Source organism: Devosia sp. (assembly GCF_035944845.1).
In the GTDB taxonomy this organism is placed as follows: domain Bacteria; phylum Pseudomonadota; class Alphaproteobacteria; order Rhizobiales; family Devosiaceae; genus Devosia_A.
The window spans coordinates 39,911-55,634 of the sequence record NZ_DASZAW010000087.1 but is presented as its reverse complement, the minus strand read 5'-3'; the positions used below and the strand labels follow the sequence as shown (position 1 = coordinate 55,634).

Below are 15,724 nucleotides of genomic sequence, written 5' to 3'. Positions count from 1 at the left end.
CCACAGACAAGGGAGTCCGTCATGACTAAGAAATGGCTTGCCTACGCCATCGCTGTTTTAGGATTAGTGTCTCCTGCGCTTGCGCAGTCAACGATTAGTTTTGGATACTGGGGCGATCCACCGGAGCTGCCGCCGTTCGAGGAAATCGTCTCGAAGTACCAGGCGGCGCACCCGGATGTGAAAATCGAGATCCAGCATGCTCCCTGGTCGGGCTATTTCACCCGCCTCGATGCCCAGCTCGCCGCCGGCGCCGGCCCCGATGTGTTCTTCATCACCAATGTGCCGAGCTACGCCTCGCGCGGCGCCCTGGCCCCGCTCGATGACCTGATCAAGGCCAGCAATTTCCCGATCGATGAGTACGTGCCGAGCTCGCTGCTGACCCATAGCTTCGAGGGCAAGCTCTATTCGATCCCGCGCGACAGCGCGCCGAGCGCCCTCTACTATAATTCCGATGCCTTCGATGCCGCCGGCGTCGCCTATCCGAATGCCGACTGGAAGTGGGCCGACCTCCGCGACGCGGCGATCAAGCTGACCACCAATGAAGGTGGCCGCATCACCCGCTATGGCCTCGCTCTCGAATCCAACGATTGGGCCACCTGGGTGCAGCAGAACGGCGGCAAGGTGTTCGACGATCCGCTGAAGCCGACCACCTTCCTGTTGGCCGAGCCGGCAGCGGTCGAGGCCATCCAGTACATCGGCGACCTGATCAACAAGGATAAGGTTGCCCCGAACTTCCTCGAGGCCGAGCAGGCCGGCGGCACCGCCCAGATGTTCTCGAGCGGCCAGGCGGCAATGGTGATCACCAACCCCTCGCGCCTCGGCACCTTCGCCGATGTGCCATTCAAGTGGGCGGTGGCGAACCTGCCTGCCGGGCCAACCGGTATCCACTCCAACCGCACCGGCGGCGCCGGCTTTGCCATCAACGCCAACAGCAAGAACCCGGAAGCGGCGTGGGCCTTCCTGCAATATCTCGCCGGTCCCGAGGGCCAGTCGATCTTTGCCAGCGCCAAGGCGGCGGCAGTGCCGGCGATGACCGGCAACGAGATGGTGCGGGCGGCCTTCACCGCGCCGTTCGGTGATGTCTTCCTCAGGGAAGCCGATGTCGGCGAGCAGTTCCCGCAGTTCCCGCGCTTCGTCGATCTCTCCAACCTCTACATCCAGCCGGCGCTGGATCTGGTGTGGAACGGCGAGAGCAGTGCGGCCGATGCGCTCGGCGGCATCAAGGACAAGGTCAACGCCGAACTGGCCAAATAGTCGAAACAGCAGGCCACTCTGCTGGCCGGGACGCGATCGGGCGCCCCGGCCCCTCCAAGCCTTTGATTTGGTCGCGCTTTCGAACCCGAAAAGTCTGCAACTTTTCCTGAAAGCGCTCTAGCAAACTGGATCTGACCCATGCGCGTCTTCGATGCACACGTTCACTACGGTTTCTGGGACAAGCTGTTCTCGCGCGGCGCCGAGATCGGCTTCCTCGAGGCGCTGTCCGATACCTGCGAGGCAGCGGGGGTCGAGAAGGTCGCACTGCTCGCCAACCCGGGCCGCGGCAACGACGCGCTGGCCGATGCGCTGGAGCGGCGTCCCGACCTGATCGTCGCGCTCGGTCGTCTCGAACTCGACAAGGACCCGGTGACGCTGGTCGAGGATTTCTACCAGCGCGGCTTTCACGGCATCAAGGTGACCGGCGTCTCGCGCAATTATGACGACCCGGCCTATTACCCGTTTTACGAGGCGGCTCAGGCGCGCGGGCTGCGAATGCTGTTCCACACCGGCATCCTCGGCGGTCCGGTCGATTACCTCGAGGGCGGCAAGGAGGATGCCTGGAAGGCGATCCCCGAGGGCGCCGACGAGGAAGCGCTGGTCACCCGGCTGTCGCGCGGCATCAAGCGTGAGCGCTACGGTTTCTCCAGCGCCCGCATGCAGCCGATCTACCTCGACACCATCGCTTTCTATTTTCCCGAGCTCTACATCATCGGCGCGCATCTGGGCTGGCCGGATTACCGCACCGCCTGCGCCATCGCGCGCTGGCGGCCGCGGCTGTTCTTCGATGTCAGCGGTGGCGACGTGGTGCACAACCACATCGTCGAGGGCGGCTATATCGGCAAGGAAATCTCGCCGCGCAAGCTCGTCTACGGCTCCGATTCCGACCTGCGCCGGATCAAGGGCGATATCGAGCGCTGGAAGGCCGCCTTCGACAAGATGGGGCTTTCCGCCGACGATCAGGACCGGATTTTCTACCGCAACGCGGCCACCATCTACGGGATCGACAAATAGTGGCCCGAAGTCGGCTCACGCTGACCAAGGTGGCGCGCGCCGAGGAACGCGCCGCCTGGCTGTTCCTCGCGCCGAGCCTCGTGCTGTTTGCCATCTTCACCGCCATTCCGGTGATCTCGGCGCTCTTCATCTCGTTCACCCAGTGGAACCTCTTCAACGAGGTGACCTGGGTGGGCCTGGGCAACTACATCGCCTTGGCCGGCGATGAGATCTTCGCCAAGGTTCTCGGCAACACCGCCTATTTCGTCCTGGTCTCGGTGCCGGTGCAGATCGTCCTCGCGCTGGCATGCGCGCTGGTGCTCAACCGCGGCATCAAGGGCCAGACCTTCTTTCGCGTCATCTACTTCCTGCCGGTGGTCACCAGCACCATCGCTGCCGCCCTGGTCTGGGCCTGGCTGTTCAACTCCAATTTCGGGCTGATCAACGCCGCTCTCAGCCTTGTCGGCGTCACTGACCTGCCCAAGTGGATGGGCTCGACCCGCTGGGCCATGCCGGCCATCATCATCGTCTCGATCTGGCAGAACCTCGGCTATGCCATGGTGCTGTTCCTCGCCGGGCTGCAGAACATCGGCAAGGATGTGCATGATGCAGCCGCGCTCGATGGCGCCACCGGCTGGGACCGGTTCTGGCACATCACCCTGCCGCTGCTCTCGCCCACCACCTTCTTCGTCCTGGTCATCTCGATCATCGGCAGCTTCCAGGTGTTCGAACTGGTGCTGGTGATGACCAAGGCGGGGCCCGCCAACGCCACCAACACGCTGGTCTACTACATCTACCAGAACGGCTTTCAGTTCTATCAGATGGGCTATGCCAGCGCCGCGGCAATGGTGCTGTTCCTGATCGTCCTCGCCTTCACCCTGGTGCAATACAGGCTGCAGCGGCGCTGGGTGCACTATGGGTAAGACCGCCACCGACTGGGTATTGTTCGTGGTCCTCCTCGTCGGCGCCCTGCTGATGAGCGGCCCGTTCGTCTGGATGATCGCCACCTCGTTCAAGCCGGCGGCCGACGTGTTCCAGTTCCCGCCGACCCTCTTCACGGCCGACCCGCAGGTCGAGAACTATGTCCGCATCTTTTCGACCATTCCGTTCGGCCGGGCCATGGCCAACAGCCTCGTCGTCTCGGTGTTGGTGACGCTGCTGCAGCTCATCACCTGCTCGATGGCGGCCTACGCCTTCGCCTGCCTCAGGTTCCGCGGCCGCGAAGTGCTGTTCCTCATCTACCTCGCGGCATTGATGGTGCCCTCGCAGGTGACGCTGATCCCTAACTTCATCCTGATCAAGTCGCTCGGCTGGATCGACACCTATCAGGGCCTGATCCTGCCCTACGCCTTCTCGAGCTTCGGCACCTTCCTGCTCCGGCAGTACCTGAAGTCGATTCCCGCCGAGCTGCTCGAAGCGGCCCGCATCGACGGCGCCTCGCATGCGCAGATCTATCTCACCATCGTCCTGCCCTTGGCCAAGCCCGCCTTGGGGGCGCTCGCCATCTTCACCTTCGTCGCCCAGTGGAACAACTTCCTCTGGCCGCTCATCACCACCACCAAGCCCGACATGCAGGTGGCGATCGTCGCGCTTGCAACGCTCCAGGGCCAGTACAACACCGATTGGCCGCTGCTGATGACCGGCAGCGTCATCGCCATCATCCCGGTGCTCCTGGTCTTCGTCTTCGGCAACCGCGCCTTCATCGCCGGCCTCACCACCGGCGCCTTTGGCGGGCGCTGACGCGGGCAGGGCTGTCGCACAGGGGTTATTCGCGCCGGCCTCTCGGTGCTCCTCCACCGTGAAACGGGGGAGGGGGACCAGCGAAGCTGGTGGAGGGGGCGGCCCAAACACCGGCGGATCCTGCCGCCCCCTCCACCGCCTTCCGGCGGTCCCCCTCCCCCGCTGCGCGGTGGAGGACCACCGAGAGGCCGGTGTGGGACCCATATGCGATTGCCTTACTGACGCGGGTGGTTGAAAAGCCGCAATCGTGCTTCGATTTCGGCGCGGGCATGGGCTACGGCTGCATGCATTGCCGCGCTGGGACCGCTCCCAAATCATGCTCACCTACCTTGCCGACCTCCTGACCCCGATCTGGGGTCCCGCCCGCCTACTTTCGTCCTTCGTCATCCTCGCCACCGTCGGCTCGCTGGTTTCTGCGCTGGCGACACTGTTCCTGTTGCCCAGGATGTGGGACCCCCTGCCGCGCGACCGGGGCAGGGCGCATGCCATCGGCGCCGCGGACAGCGTCGGCAAGCCTGTGGGCGTCGGGCTGATCATGGTCCTGATCCTCCTCGCCATCGTCGCGCTGTTTTCCCCGATCGATCCGCACATCTATTTCTCGATGGGCGCGGTGCTGCTCGCCTCCTGCGTCGGTTTCATCGACGATCGCACCGGCGGCCTGAGCGAACTGACGCTCGGCCTCACTGACCTGCTGGTGGCGCTGTTCGTCTGCGTCGTCCTGCTCTGGGGTCAGGACACCAGGCTCTGGTTGCCGTTCACCCCCATGGTATTCGACATCCCGTTCTGGCTGGGGCTCCTGATCTACACGCCGGTGGTCTGGCTCTGCATCAACGCGGTCAACTGCAATGACGGTGTCGATGGGGTGTCGGGTTCGCTCTCGGCGGTCACCATCGCCGCGCTCGGCTTCATCCTCTACATGGTGGTCGGCGACGCCGGGAACGCCAAATACCTCTTGATCCCGTTCCGCGAAGATGCCGCCAGCTGGGCCGTAGTCGCCGCTATCTTCTGCGGCGTCATCGTCGGCTATCTCTGGCACAACGCCCCGCCCAGCGCAGCGCTGATGGGCGATGCCGGCTCCCGCCCGATCGGGCTCTTCGTCGGCATCTGCATCGTGGTCTCGGGCAACCCGGCGATGATCTTCTTCGTCGCGCCGTTGATGCTGTTCAACGGCGCCACCGGGCTTGCCAAGGTGGCGCTGATCCGGGTGTTCGGCTTACGGATCCTGAGTTCGATCCGCTTCCCGTTCCACGATCACGCCCGCAAGAACCTCAACTGGTCCAACTCCCAGGTCCTGCTGCGCTTCCTGTTGATCCACCTCGCAAGCCTGTGGTTCCTCGTGATCATCCTGCTGAAGGTGCGGTGACGCTCTTGCAGCGTTCGCCCATCACCTCGCCACACCCACCGAGTAGGAGGCGGACCTTGCGGTCCATCTAAGCCGCGGCGATCAACGCCTTCGTATAGTCCTCGGCAATGGCGCCCGAGCGCAGCTGCTCACGGGTCAGCGTTTCCACCGGCTGGGCGTTGCGCATCACCATCAGCCGCTCGCACATGTAGCTGATCACCGCCAGGTCATGGCTGACGATGACGAAGGTGAGGCCAAGCTCCTTGCGGAGCCGGTTGAGCAGGTTGAGGATTTCCGCCTGGATCGAGACGTCGAGCGCCGAGGTCGGCTCGTCCAGCAACAGCAGCTTGGGGTTGAGCGCCAGGGCGCGGGCGATGGCGACGCGCTGGCGCTGGCCACCCGACAGCTCATGCGGGAAGCGGAACTGGAACTTTGCGCCGAGCCCGATTAGCTCCAGCAGTTCCGCCGTGCGGCGCTCGGGGTTGGCAATGCCGTTGATCTTCATCGGTTCGGCGATCTGCTGGCCGATGACATAGCGCGGATGCAGCGACGAGTAAGGGTCCTGGAACACCATCTGGACCACCTTGGCCAATTGCTTCCGCGGCGTCTTCCGTACGTCGAGACCGTCGACGCTGATGCTGCCGTTCCAGTTGGCGTTGAGTCCCATCACGGTGCGGAGGATGGTGGATTTGCCCGAGCCGGATTCGCCGACGAGCCCGAAACTCTCGCCCGGCTCTACCGAAAAGCTGGTGTCGCGGACGGCCAGCTTGCCGGAGAATTCGACGTTGAGGTGTTGGATGCTGAGCATCAGGCGGCTCCTGCCCAGCTTGCGTCGCGGTTGAGCACCGGCAGCGGCTCCAGGGAGCCATCGATCTGCGGCAGGCAGGACAGCAGCCCGCGCGTATAGGGGTGCGTCGCCTCGCTGAGGCGGCTCGCTTCGATGCTTTCGACGATGCGGCCGGCATACATCACGATCACCCGGTCGCAGAACTTCGACACGAGGTTGAGGTCGTGGCTGATGAAGATCAGCCCCATGCCGCGCCGCGTCACCAGTTCGTCGAGGATCGACAGCACCTGGGTCCGCACGGTGACGTCGAGCGCCGAGGTGGGCTCGTCCGCAATCAGCAGGTCGGGTTCGCGCACCACCATCATGCCGATCATCACCCGCTGCCCCATGCCGCCGGAGAGCTCGTGCGGGTAGAGCGAAAACACCCGCTCCGGCTCGCGGATATGCACCGCTTCGAGTATTCCCAGCGCCTTCTTCCTGGCGTCGCTGCCGGAGATGCGCCGGTCGCCGATGCGGATCGCTTCGACGATCTGCTTGCCGACGGTCATGACAGGATTCAGTGAGAATTTCGGGTCCTGCAGGATCATCCCCATGCGGCCGCCACGCAGCGAGCGCCGGAGCTTCGGCGAGGCCGACTTGAGGTCGATGCCGTCGAAAGCCATTGTGTCGACGCTGATCCTGGCATAGGGCGGCAGCACACCGAGCAGGGCGCGGCCGGTGAGGCTCTTGCCGGAGCCGCTTTCGCCGACAATACCGAGCTTTTCGCGCCCGAGCGTGAGCGACACGCCGCGCACCGCGTCATTGTAGCCGCCGTCGTCATTGCGGAAGGCGACGCGGAGGTTTTCGATCTCGACCAGAGCACTCATTTGCGCTGCCTCAGGTGCGGATCGAGCAGGTCGCGCAAGGCATCACCCAGGAGGTTGAAGCCGAGCGACACCGTGAAGATCGCGATGCCGGGCACCGTTGCCACCCACCACTGGTCGAAGATGAACTTGCGGCCGGTGGAGATCATGGCGCCCCACTCGGGCAGCGGCGGCTGCGCCCCGAGCCCGATGAAGCCGAGGCCGGCGGCGGTGAGGATGATGCCCGCCATATCGAAGGTCATGCGCACGATCACCGAACTCAGGCACATCGGGATGACGTGGAACACGATGATGCGGAACTCGCTGGCCCCGGCCAGCCGCACCGCGTTGACATAGTCCGAGTTGCGCACGATCAGCGCCTCGGCCCGGGCGAGGCGCGCATAGGGCGGCCAGGCGGTGAGCGTGATGGCGAGCGCCGCGTTGGTGATCCCGGGCCCCAGCGCCGCGACGAACGCCAGCGCCAGCAGCAGCTTGGGGATGGCGAGGAACACGTCGGTGATGCGCATGAAGATCACGTCGACCCAGCCGCCGACCGTGCCGGAGACCGCGCCGATAATCAGCCCGATCGGCGCCGAGGTGACGATCACCAGCCCCACGATCAACAGCGTCAGCTGCGAGCCGTAGAGAATGCGCGAGTAGATATCCCGGCCGAGCTCATCGGCGCCGAGCCAGTAGGTCGCGCTTGGCGCGGCGAGGCGATCGGTGAGGCTCGGCAGATAGGGGTCGTGCGTCGCGAGAAGCGGCGCGAATGCGGCGCAGAACAGCAGCAGAACGACGATCACCAGCCCGACGACGCCCAGCGGGTTGCGCATGAAGCGGCGGGTGAAGATCTTGAACTCGGCCCAGCGGGCGGCCCGCACCGCGCGTTTCGGATCGGCGACGAGATCGGGGGTGACGCTCATTTGGCGAACTCCCGTGAGCGCGGATCGAGTGCGCGGTACAGCACGTCGCTCAGCATGTTGAGAAGGATGAACACCATCCCGACCAGCAGCGTGCCACCCAGCACGGCGTTCATGTCGGCGGCGAACAGCGAGGAGTAGATATAGTTGCCGATGCCCGGCCACGAGAAGATCGTCTCGATCAGCACCGAGCCCTCGAGCAGCCCGCCATAGCTCAGCGCGATGACCGTGACGAGCGGGATCGCGGCGTTGCGCAACGCATGCCCGGCCACGGCGCGGAACTCGCTGGCGCCCTTCAGCCGGGCGGTCAGCACATACTCGCGGCTCAGCTGGTCGAGCATCACCGAACGCGTCATGCGCGAGATGTAGGCGAGGCTGTAATAGCCGAGCAGCAGCGCCGGCAGGATCATGTGGCTGATGGCGTTGAAGAAGATTTCCCACTCACCGGCGATGGCGCTGTCGATCAGGATCGAGCCGGTGATGCGGTCGACCACGCCGACAAAGAACACATCGAGCTGGCCCGGGCCCGAAACCCAGCCGAGCAGGTAGTAGAAGACGAACAGCCCGACGAGGCCGAGCCAGAACACCGGTACCGAATAGCCGACGAGCCCGACGACACGCAGCAGGTGGTCGGGCCACTTCTCGTGCCAATAGGCTGAGGCGACACCCATCGGCACGCCCAGCACGACGCCGATGATCAACCCGATGGTGGAGAGCTCGAGCGTCGCGGGGAAGAAATTCAACAGGTCGGTGAGCACCGGTCGGGAGGTCGAGAACGAGGTGCCGAAATCACCGCGCAGGAGCTTGCCCAGATAATCCCAGAACTGCGCCCACAGCGGCTTGTCGAGGCCGAGCTCGAGATAGACCTTCTGGTACACTTCCGGCGTCGCCTTCTCGCCGACGATCGACAGGACCGGATCGATCGGCAGCACGCGGCCGATGAAGAAGGTGAGGGCCGCAAGCCCAATCAGCGTGATCGCCACCGTGATCAGCCATGAGCCGATATCGATGAACAGGCGGAGGGGTTTGGGTGCAGCGCTCAAATGGTGGCCCTAGCTTGGTATGTGGCCATTCCACCCCCCTCCCAACCTCCCCCGCAAGGGAGGAGGTGCCGATTTGTGGAGGCGGCTCGATCGGAGCCAAAGCCACCGGCGGACACCCTCCCCCTTGCGGGGAGGGTCGGGGAGGGGTGGAGGCAGGCACGGAACCGGAGCCGAAGCCCCGGTCCCCCGGTTCAGTTATTCCTTGCTCACGCCGCCATAGCGGTCGTCGGAGAAGGTGATGCCGAGCACCACGCCCTTGACGTTCGAGCGCATGGCAACCTTGCGGCTGTCCTGGAACATGAACACGAACGGCGAGGTGTCGGTGTGCAGCCGCTGGGCTTCGTCGTACAGCGCCTTGCGCTTTTCGACGTCCTGCTCCTGCACAGCCTGGTTCACCAGTTCCGAGACCTTGCCCGAGTTCCAGCCGAAGCGGTCGGCGAGGTTGCCCTTGGTGCCATCCGGATCGGACGGATCATGGTTGCCGAACGCCTTGGCGTTGGAGTGCGGATCGGGATAATCCGGGCCCCACAGGCCGAACCAGATGTCGAGATCGTGCGAGCGGTAGCGATCGAGCCACGGCCCGCCGTCCACCACCTGCAGGTCGAGATCGACGCCGATCTGGCTGAGCGTCGCCTGCACGGCCTGCGCGTAGTCAGGGTAGGGCGGCACGTTCCAGACGACGGTTGCGAGCTTGATCGGCGTCGCGACGCCGGACTCGGCGATCAGCGCCTTGGCCTTCTCGATGTCGAGCGAGTAGGGGTTGTAGTTGATGCCACCGCCCAGGAACCCGTCCGGGATCATGGTCTGGTGCACCTTGATGGTGCCCTTGCCGATGGTGTCGGCGATGCCCTGGTAGTCGACGCCATACTTGATGGCTTCCACGACCTTGGGGTTGCTCAGCGCTGCGTTGCGCATGTTGAGGCCGAAATAGTACATCGTCGAGGAGACGCCCTCGAGGATCTGCACATCGGGGTTGGCCGACACGGCGCCGATATCATCCGGCCCGAGCTTGTTGGCGATGTCGATATCGCCCTTCTCCAGCGCCAGGCGCTGCGTTGCCGATTCCGGCATGTGCTGCAGGAAGATGCGGTCGACGCCCGGAGCGGTGCCCCAGAAGTTCTCGTTGCGCGACAGGAGGATCGAGACCTTCGGATCCCACTTGGTCAGCACATAGGGGCCCGAGCCGGCGGAGTTGTCGGCCTTCAGCCAGGCATTGCCGTAGTCGTTGGCGCCGGCTTCAGTCTTGCCCTCGTGCTGCTTGACGATGGCCGAGTCGACGATGCCGCCGGTGTAGCCCGAGAGCACGTAAAGCACGAAGCTCGGCGCATATTTCTGGTCAACGACGAGTTGCAGGGTCGAGGGATCGATCGCCTTGATGTTCGCCTCGACGTTGTCCTTGTTCAGGCCAAACTGGGTGAGGATGAACGAGATGCGGCTGTCGAGCAGGATGACGCGGCGCAGCGAATACTCCGCGTCGGCGGCCGTCACCGGATTGCCCGAGGCGAACTTGGCGTTCGGGTTCATCTTGAACGTGAAGGTCTTGCCGTCTTCCGACACCGTCCAGCTCTCGGCGAGCACGCCGGTGATCTTGGTCGGGTCCTTGGGGTCGAAGCTGACCAGCGGCTGGTAGATCTGCTGGCTGGCCAGCACGCCGCCCACTTCCGACACTTCGGCGGGGTCGAGCGTGATGATGTCGTCGATCGCATCGGCGATGACGAGGGTATTCTTGGGCGTTTCGGCGATCGCTCCGGACGCGGTCATCACCGCGCCGACGGCAACCGCCATAAGCGTCTTGAACAAACGCATGACAGTCTCCCTGGTTGAAGGCGTTAGTCTCCGGCTGATGCGGCCGGTTATCGTCGTAGGTGTCATCTCTCGCTAATTCCCTCGAAGCTGAAGGTCAGCGCAGCGATGGGTAGAAGGGTGTCGATCTGGGCCAGCGTCGCCGGCGTGAAGGTGCCGGCATCGCCGAGCAGCGCCACGACGCCGCGGGTTTCGCCGGAAATCACGATCGGGAAACACGAGCAGGCGCCGTAGCCCATGGCGGTGAGGCCCGATGCCTCATCGCCGAGAAAGGTTACCATGCCTGGCGTATCGTCGCCGATCAGCGGTTGCTGGTCGCGCAGCATGCTGCGGTTCCAGAGGCTGTCATTGACGGGGTCGACATTGCCGACCGGAAAATCCACCGGGTTTGAGGTGCCGATGCGATGCGTCACGGTCTTGTCCGGCGCCACCGCGATGAAGGTCGCGGTGCGAATGCCCGGCAGCGAGGTGAAGAGCTCGGACAGGACCGCGAACAGCTGCGTCGGGCCAACCGCCAAAGCCGTGCCGAGCGTCTTCGCGATCGTCGGGTCGAGCACTGTCATTCGGGGAACAACTGCATGGTCCCGACCCACAGTTCGAGTGCCGTACCCGGGCCGATATTGGTGCCGCGATGCGGCCGACGGCTGTCGAAATGCAGCGTATCGCCGGGGCCGAGGCGATACTCGACGCCATCGACCTCGTACAGCATCTCGCCCGAGACCAGATAGACGAAGTCCTCGCCCTCGTGACTCATCATCTCCGAGGCATGGCCGGGCGGCACATGCGACAGGCAGGCATTGAGCTTGGCGTCGGGGAAGCCGCGCTCGAGGAATTCATAAAAGCGCGAGGTGCCGCCGACTTTGTAGGTCTGGCGCTGGCCGGAATGGCTGACCACGCTGTGCTGGCGTGCCGGAGCGGAAGACACGAACTGGTCCACCGTGCTCTCGAGCGCCTTGGCGACATTGTAGAGCGAAGCCAGCGATGGCGTGGAGATGCCGCGCTCGATCTGCGAGATGAAACCGACCGTGAGCGACGCCTCCTGAGCCACCTGTTGCTGCGTCTTGCCCAGTTCCTTGCGGCGGTCGCGCAGACGCTGCCCAAGGCTGGGATCGATCGGGGTCGATGCCTCGACCGGATCGGAACGCTTTTCAAACTTCAAGACTGGCACGGGCGCCCTCGCGATTTTAGTGACACTAAAGTAGCGCGCGCCCGAGTCAATCCCGCCTGGTGGTCGTTTGTTGGAAGCTAGCCCTGGCTGAGCTCCCAATCGATGGTGCGGCGCAGCGCCTGCTCTTCGGGAACGATCTCACTGTAGCCGAGTTCGGCGCGAATACGAGCGGAATCCAGCGTCAGCGGATAGCTGAGGTCGCTGCTGTCGGCGCGGTCCGCCAGCGCCCCGCCGGCCTCGGCATCGACCAACACGATCTCGCTGTCGACCCCCATCAGCGTCAGTACAGTGCGGGCCCAGTCCGCCTGGGTCCGGACGAACGGCTGCGCCACGTTGTAGATGCGCCCTTCGGCCTCGGGCAGCGTAGCGGCCAGCGCCAGCGCTTCGGCCACATCGTCGATGTAGGCATAGGAGTTGAGCCAGCCCGCACCACGCCGGTCGAGCCGAAACGGTTCGCCCAGTTTGGCCCCTTTGATGGCCCAGGCGAAACGATGCTGCTTGTCCTCCGGCCCGAAGATCATCGGCAGCCGCAGCACTGTCGCCTGCGGCGCCCCGGCCGCCATGGCGAACTCCTCGATCGGGATCTTGTCGTATTCCTCGAACAGGTCGTCCTCGATCCCCTTGGGGCGACGGTCGTTCTGCCGATATGGGTAGCGCAGGGTCCTCAGCGGCGAGTCTTCGGTGGCCGGCTCTGGCCGGATCGCCGGGCGCTCCTTCTTCAACAGCCCCCCATAGTTGGAATAGACGTCGGTGGAGCTCACCAGCACATAGCGCGCGCCGGCCTTGCCCGCCGCCTCGATCACCGGCTGCGTGTTACGCAGGCTGATGGTGAAGATGTCGATGACGGCGGTGACGGCGTTGTCCTTGAGCAGCCTGGCCAGCGTCTCGCCGTCCATCCGGTCGGCCTCTTCGAACCGCACCCCGTCGGGCAGCGCCACCTTGTGCCGGCCGCGCGCCACCACCAGCGTATCCTGCCCGCGTTGCCTCAGCCGTTTCGCCGTGGCCGTGCCGAGAAACCCCGTCCCTCCGATGATTGCGATGGTCATGCCGCGACTCCTTTTTCAGAGAGGCGGAGACTGTTCGAGGCAGGAGAGGCGCGCAACCCCGAATGTCCGCGACGGGCTGTCTCAGTCGGAGCTCAGTTCACCAGCCGTCCGTGATGCCGCAGCACCAGCCCGACCGCCCCCATGCACGCGCCATTGTCCGAGAACCGGCTGGGCCGGAGGATGGTGCGGGCCTGGTCGGGAACGTCCCCATGCTTGACCAGCGTGAAGCGCTCGAAACTCTCGGCCAGCGGCTTCATCAGGATGTCGCCGGCCAATGCCAGCCGGCCGCTCACCACCACCAGCGTCGGGTTGAACACCGAACCGATCAACCCCAGCCCGTGGCCGCCGGCTTCGCCGGTGCGGGCGATCAGGGCGGTGCACAGGGGATCGCCGCCGAGTGCCAGGTCGACCACATCGGTCAGCCGTAGCGAGCGGCCGAAATGCCGCTCCGCTTCGGCTAGTGGTGCGCGAAAGCTGGCATAGACTTCGATGCAGCCGCGGTTGCCGCAGCGGCACAGCGGACCGTCGGGATCGAGCACCACATGCCCGAACTCGCCGGCCCCGCCGGCAATGCCGCGCAGCACCCGGCCACCGGCCACAATGGCGCCGCCGATACCGAGGTCGAGCGTATAGACCACGAAGTCGTCGTGCCCCTGCGCGGCGCCCCAGGTCATCTCGGCGATGGCCGAGCAGTTCGACTCGTTGTCGCAGAAGATCGGCACCTCGGGAAAGATAGGGCCGAACAACTCGCGCATGTCGACGCCGGCCCAGGTCGGCATGCCGCCGGCGCGCAGCACTGTGCCGGTCACCGGGTTAACCGGCCCGCCGACCGCGATGCCGACTCCGAGCAGGCCGTCCTGGCGCTGCCACTGCCCCTGATAGGACTCGGTGATCAGCCGGCGCACATGCTGGATGGCGGTCGCCGGGGAGTAGTCGACCTCGAGATTGATCGTCTTGTCCGACAGCACTGTGTGCGCCACGTCGGCCAGGATCACCTGAATCTCGGTCGAGCCGATCAGGATGCCGATGCAGGTGCCGGCGCGTGGATTTAGGGTCAGCGCGGTCGCCGGTCGGCCGACGCCACCGGCTGATTCGCTGCCGATTTCCACAACCATCTGCGAGCGTCTGAGCTCGGTGAGGGCCGTTGAAACCGTGGACTTGGCAAGCCCGGTGAGCCGCGCGATCTGTGTTGCGCTCAGGGCTCCGCGCTCACTCAGGGCGCGCACAATCCGCCCTGCTGGTGTCGCTAAGGCACTGTCAGCAAGTAGAGATTTGAGCTCGATCCGGTTCACGCTCCCCCCTCCTCAAGCGCGTTGACAAGCCGAATAAGTTCACCATAGAACTAATGCGACGGTGTGCAGGAGGATGTGCACCGCCGGGAGAAAAGCGCAAGTAGCCACAGTAACCGGCAGGGAGAGCCGGGGTGGGGACGGGCGCTTTCAAGGGAGAGAGACAACTATGACCTTCACGACCAAGGTCGCGGCTGCCGCGACCACGATGCTTGCTGCCGCGCTGCTTTCGGGCACCGCGATGGCCGCCCCCAAGGTGCTGATGCTGCACCAGTGGGCGTCCGGCAACGACGCTGCTTCCATTGCCAAGCTCGGTGAGATGTTCACCGCCAAGGGCGGCACCTGGGAGCAGACCGCCATTGCCGGTCACACTGCCAACACCCTCGCCAAGCTCCGCGCTGACGTGGTTGCCGGCAACGCTCCGGCTGCCGTGCAGCTGAAGGGCCCGGAAATCGCCGAGTGGAATGCCACTGGCGGCACCGCCGACATGGACGAACTGGCGACCGCCGAAGGCTGGGATGCCGTCGTTGCCCCCGAACTGCTGCCGGTGATGAAGCCGGAAGGCAAGTGGGTCGCCGCGCCGATGAACATCCACCGGATCAACTGGATCTGGGGCAACAAGGCCGCCATGGAAGGCGTCGGTGTCACCGAGCTTCCCAAGACCTGGGCCGACTTCAACGCCGCCTGTGACAAGGCCATTGCCGGTGGCAAGATCTGTCTTGCGCACCTCTCGGCGGACTGGACCGACGCGACCACGTTCGAGACCATCGTCTACGGCATGGACAAAGACCTCTACACCAAGGCCTTCGTCGAAGCCGACGTCGAGTCGCTGCGCTCGCCGGGCATGATCAAGGCGTTCGATCAGATGCGCCTGATGGTCACCAAGTATATGGACCCGGCCATCGCCGGCCGTGACTACGACACCGCCTCGAACATGATGGTCAACGGCGACGCGCTGTTCTTCATCATGGGCGACTGGGAACTGGGCACCATCAAGTCGGTGGGCAAGGAACCGGGTGTTGACATCCTGTGCGGTCAGTCCCCGACCGACTGGGGCAAGGCGGGCTTTATCCTGAACTCGGACTCGGTCGTGTTCTTCAACCAGAAGGACCCGGATTTCCAGGAGGGCCAGAAGCTCCTCGCTTCGACCATCCTGAGCCCGGAATTCCAGACCATCTTCAACATCTCGAAGGGCTCGATTCCGGCTCGCCTGGACGTCGACCTGTCGCAGGGTTTCAACGTCTGCCAACAGGACAGCCAGGCTGCGCTGAAGGCTTCGATCACCGAGGGCACCCTGGTTCGGTCGATGGCGCACAACATGACGGTGCTGCAGAAGTATCGCGGCGCGATGATGGACACCATCACCGAGTTCGTGAACACGCCTGAGATGACCTCGGAAGAAGCGGCCAACATCATGGCCGACGCCGTCGAAGCTCAGATGTAACTTCTGACCAGGATTGCCGGCCGCGGTGCTCCCTGAGCGTCGCGGCTGGCTCT

Annotated in this window: 15 protein-coding genes and 1 pseudogene; 6 read left to right on the top strand and 10 right to left on the bottom strand. The window is 64.6% G+C overall.

Annotated elements, in window-relative coordinates; all coding sequences use genetic code 11:
* Positions 1-21: 21 nt before the first annotated feature.
* The 5 genes from VGV07_RS17180 (at position 22) to VGV07_RS17160 (ending at position 5,350) form a co-directional block, all read left to right on the top strand.
* Positions 22-1,254 carry a sugar ABC transporter substrate-binding protein gene (locus VGV07_RS17180; RefSeq protein WP_326869949.1) on the top strand — a complete coding sequence of 411 codons (1,233 nt, stop codon included), beginning with the start codon at positions 22-24 and terminating at the stop codon, positions 1,252-1,254.
* 138 nt (positions 1,255-1,392) lie between these two features.
* Positions 1,393-2,268, top strand: coding sequence for an amidohydrolase family protein (locus tag VGV07_RS17175; protein WP_326869948.1), 876 nt, complete (start codon positions 1,393-1,395; stop codon positions 2,266-2,268).
* The gene (locus VGV07_RS17170; protein ID WP_326869947.1) at positions 2,268-3,170 is read left to right on the top strand and encodes a sugar ABC transporter permease; all 903 of its coding nucleotides are present in this window, start codon (positions 2,268-2,270) and stop codon (positions 3,168-3,170) included. The genes VGV07_RS17175 and VGV07_RS17170 overlap by 1 nt, the downstream gene beginning before the upstream one ends.
* Positions 3,163-3,987 carry a carbohydrate ABC transporter permease gene (locus VGV07_RS17165; protein WP_326869946.1) on the top strand — a complete coding sequence of 275 codons (825 nt, stop codon included), beginning with the start codon at positions 3,163-3,165 and terminating at the stop codon, positions 3,985-3,987. Before VGV07_RS17170 ends, VGV07_RS17165 begins: the two co-directional genes overlap by 8 nt.
* 316 nt (positions 3,988-4,303) lie before the next feature.
* On the top strand, positions 4,304-5,350 hold the full coding sequence (locus VGV07_RS17160; protein ID WP_326869945.1) for a hypothetical protein: 1,047 nt from the start codon (positions 4,304-4,306) through the stop codon (positions 5,348-5,350).
* Between the two features lie 67 nt (positions 5,351-5,417).
* Here the strand turns inward: VGV07_RS17160 and VGV07_RS17155 are convergent, their stop codons facing one another.
* From VGV07_RS17155 to VGV07_RS27420, 10 genes and pseudogenes are all read right to left on the bottom strand, one after another.
* Positions 5,418-6,137 (bottom strand): ABC transporter ATP-binding protein, encoded by a 720-nt coding sequence (locus VGV07_RS17155; RefSeq protein ID WP_326869944.1) that lies wholly within the window; start codon positions 6,135-6,137, stop codon positions 5,418-5,420.
* Positions 6,137-6,982 (bottom strand): ABC transporter ATP-binding protein, encoded by an 846-nt coding sequence (locus VGV07_RS17150; RefSeq protein WP_326869943.1) that lies wholly within the window; start codon positions 6,980-6,982, stop codon positions 6,137-6,139. Before VGV07_RS17150 ends, VGV07_RS17155 begins: the two co-directional genes overlap by 1 nt.
* Positions 6,979-7,881 (bottom strand): ABC transporter permease, encoded by a 903-nt coding sequence (locus tag VGV07_RS17145; RefSeq protein ID WP_326869942.1) that lies wholly within the window; start codon positions 7,879-7,881, stop codon positions 6,979-6,981. Before VGV07_RS17145 ends, VGV07_RS17150 begins: the two co-directional genes overlap by 4 nt.
* The gene (locus tag VGV07_RS17140) at positions 7,878-8,921 is read right to left on the bottom strand and encodes an ABC transporter permease (RefSeq protein ID WP_326869941.1); all 1,044 of its coding nucleotides are present in this window, start codon (positions 8,919-8,921) and stop codon (positions 7,878-7,880) included. The genes VGV07_RS17145 and VGV07_RS17140 overlap by 4 nt, the downstream gene beginning before the upstream one ends.
* A 195-nt stretch (positions 8,922-9,116) precedes the next feature.
* Positions 9,117-10,727, bottom strand: coding sequence for an ABC transporter substrate-binding protein (locus VGV07_RS17135; protein ID WP_326869940.1), 1,611 nt, complete (start codon positions 10,725-10,727; stop codon positions 9,117-9,119).
* A 62-nt stretch (positions 10,728-10,789) separates the two neighbouring features.
* Positions 10,790-11,287, bottom strand: coding sequence for a GAF domain-containing protein (locus VGV07_RS17130; protein ID WP_326869939.1), 498 nt, complete (start codon positions 11,285-11,287; stop codon positions 10,790-10,792).
* Positions 11,284-11,892: an XRE family transcriptional regulator gene (locus VGV07_RS17125; RefSeq protein ID WP_326869938.1), complete on the bottom strand. Its 609-nt coding sequence runs from the start codon at positions 11,890-11,892 to the stop codon at positions 11,284-11,286. The genes VGV07_RS17130 and VGV07_RS17125 overlap by 4 nt, the downstream gene beginning before the upstream one ends.
* A 77-nt stretch (positions 11,893-11,969) precedes the next feature.
* The gene (locus VGV07_RS17120) at positions 11,970-12,938 is read right to left on the bottom strand and encodes an NAD-dependent epimerase/dehydratase family protein (protein ID WP_326869937.1); all 969 of its coding nucleotides are present in this window, start codon (positions 12,936-12,938) and stop codon (positions 11,970-11,972) included.
* Positions 12,939-13,030: 92 nt separating this feature from the next.
* A complete protein-coding gene (locus VGV07_RS17115; protein ID WP_326869936.1) occupies positions 13,031-14,053 on the bottom strand; it encodes an ROK family protein in 1,023 nt (340 codons plus the stop codon).
* 6 nt (positions 14,054-14,059) lie between these two features.
* Positions 14,060-14,164, bottom strand: a pseudogene (locus VGV07_RS27420) (helix-turn-helix domain-containing protein); the annotation flags it as partial.
* 232 nt (positions 14,165-14,396) lie between these two features.
* On the opposite strand from VGV07_RS27420, the gene VGV07_RS17110 reads away from it, so the two are divergent.
* A complete protein-coding gene (locus VGV07_RS17110; RefSeq protein ID WP_326869935.1) occupies positions 14,397-15,671 on the top strand; it encodes an ABC transporter substrate-binding protein in 1,275 nt (424 codons plus the stop codon).
* The last annotated feature ends 53 nt before the right edge of the window (positions 15,672-15,724 follow it).

Bases quoted from the DNA above. Each gene is read 5' to 3' on its own strand.
- VGV07_RS17175 (WP_326869948.1), top strand. From the start codon at position 1,393: ATGCGCGTCTTCGATGCACACGTTCACTACGGTTTCTGGGACAAGCTG.
- VGV07_RS17135 (WP_326869940.1), bottom strand. From the start codon at position 10,727: ATGCGTTTGTTCAAGACGCTTATGGCGGTTGCCGTCGGCGCGGTGATG.
- VGV07_RS17165 (WP_326869946.1), top strand. From the start codon at position 3,163: ATGGGTAAGACCGCCACCGACTGGGTATTGTTCGTGGTCCTCCTCGTC.
- VGV07_RS17180 (WP_326869949.1), top strand. From the start codon at position 22: ATGACTAAGAAATGGCTTGCCTACGCCATCGCTGTTTTAGGATTAGTG.
- VGV07_RS17120 (WP_326869937.1), bottom strand. From the start codon at position 12,938: ATGACCATCGCAATCATCGGAGGGACGGGGTTTCTCGGCACGGCCACG.
- VGV07_RS17145 (WP_326869942.1), bottom strand. From the start codon at position 7,881: ATGAGCGTCACCCCCGATCTCGTCGCCGATCCGAAACGCGCGGTGCGG.
- VGV07_RS17160 (WP_326869945.1), top strand. From the start codon at position 4,304: ATGCTCACCTACCTTGCCGACCTCCTGACCCCGATCTGGGGTCCCGCC.
- VGV07_RS17155 (WP_326869944.1), bottom strand. From the start codon at position 6,137: ATGCTCAGCATCCAACACCTCAACGTCGAATTCTCCGGCAAGCTGGCC.
- VGV07_RS17150 (WP_326869943.1), bottom strand. From the start codon at position 6,982: ATGAGTGCTCTGGTCGAGATCGAAAACCTCCGCGTCGCCTTCCGCAAT.
- VGV07_RS17130 (WP_326869939.1), bottom strand. From the start codon at position 11,287: ATGACAGTGCTCGACCCGACGATCGCGAAGACGCTCGGCACGGCTTTG.
- VGV07_RS17110 (WP_326869935.1), top strand. From the start codon at position 14,397: ATGACCTTCACGACCAAGGTCGCGGCTGCCGCGACCACGATGCTTGCT.
- VGV07_RS17115 (WP_326869936.1), bottom strand. From the start codon at position 14,053: ATGGTTGTGGAAATCGGCAGCGAATCAGCCGGTGGCGTCGGCCGACCG.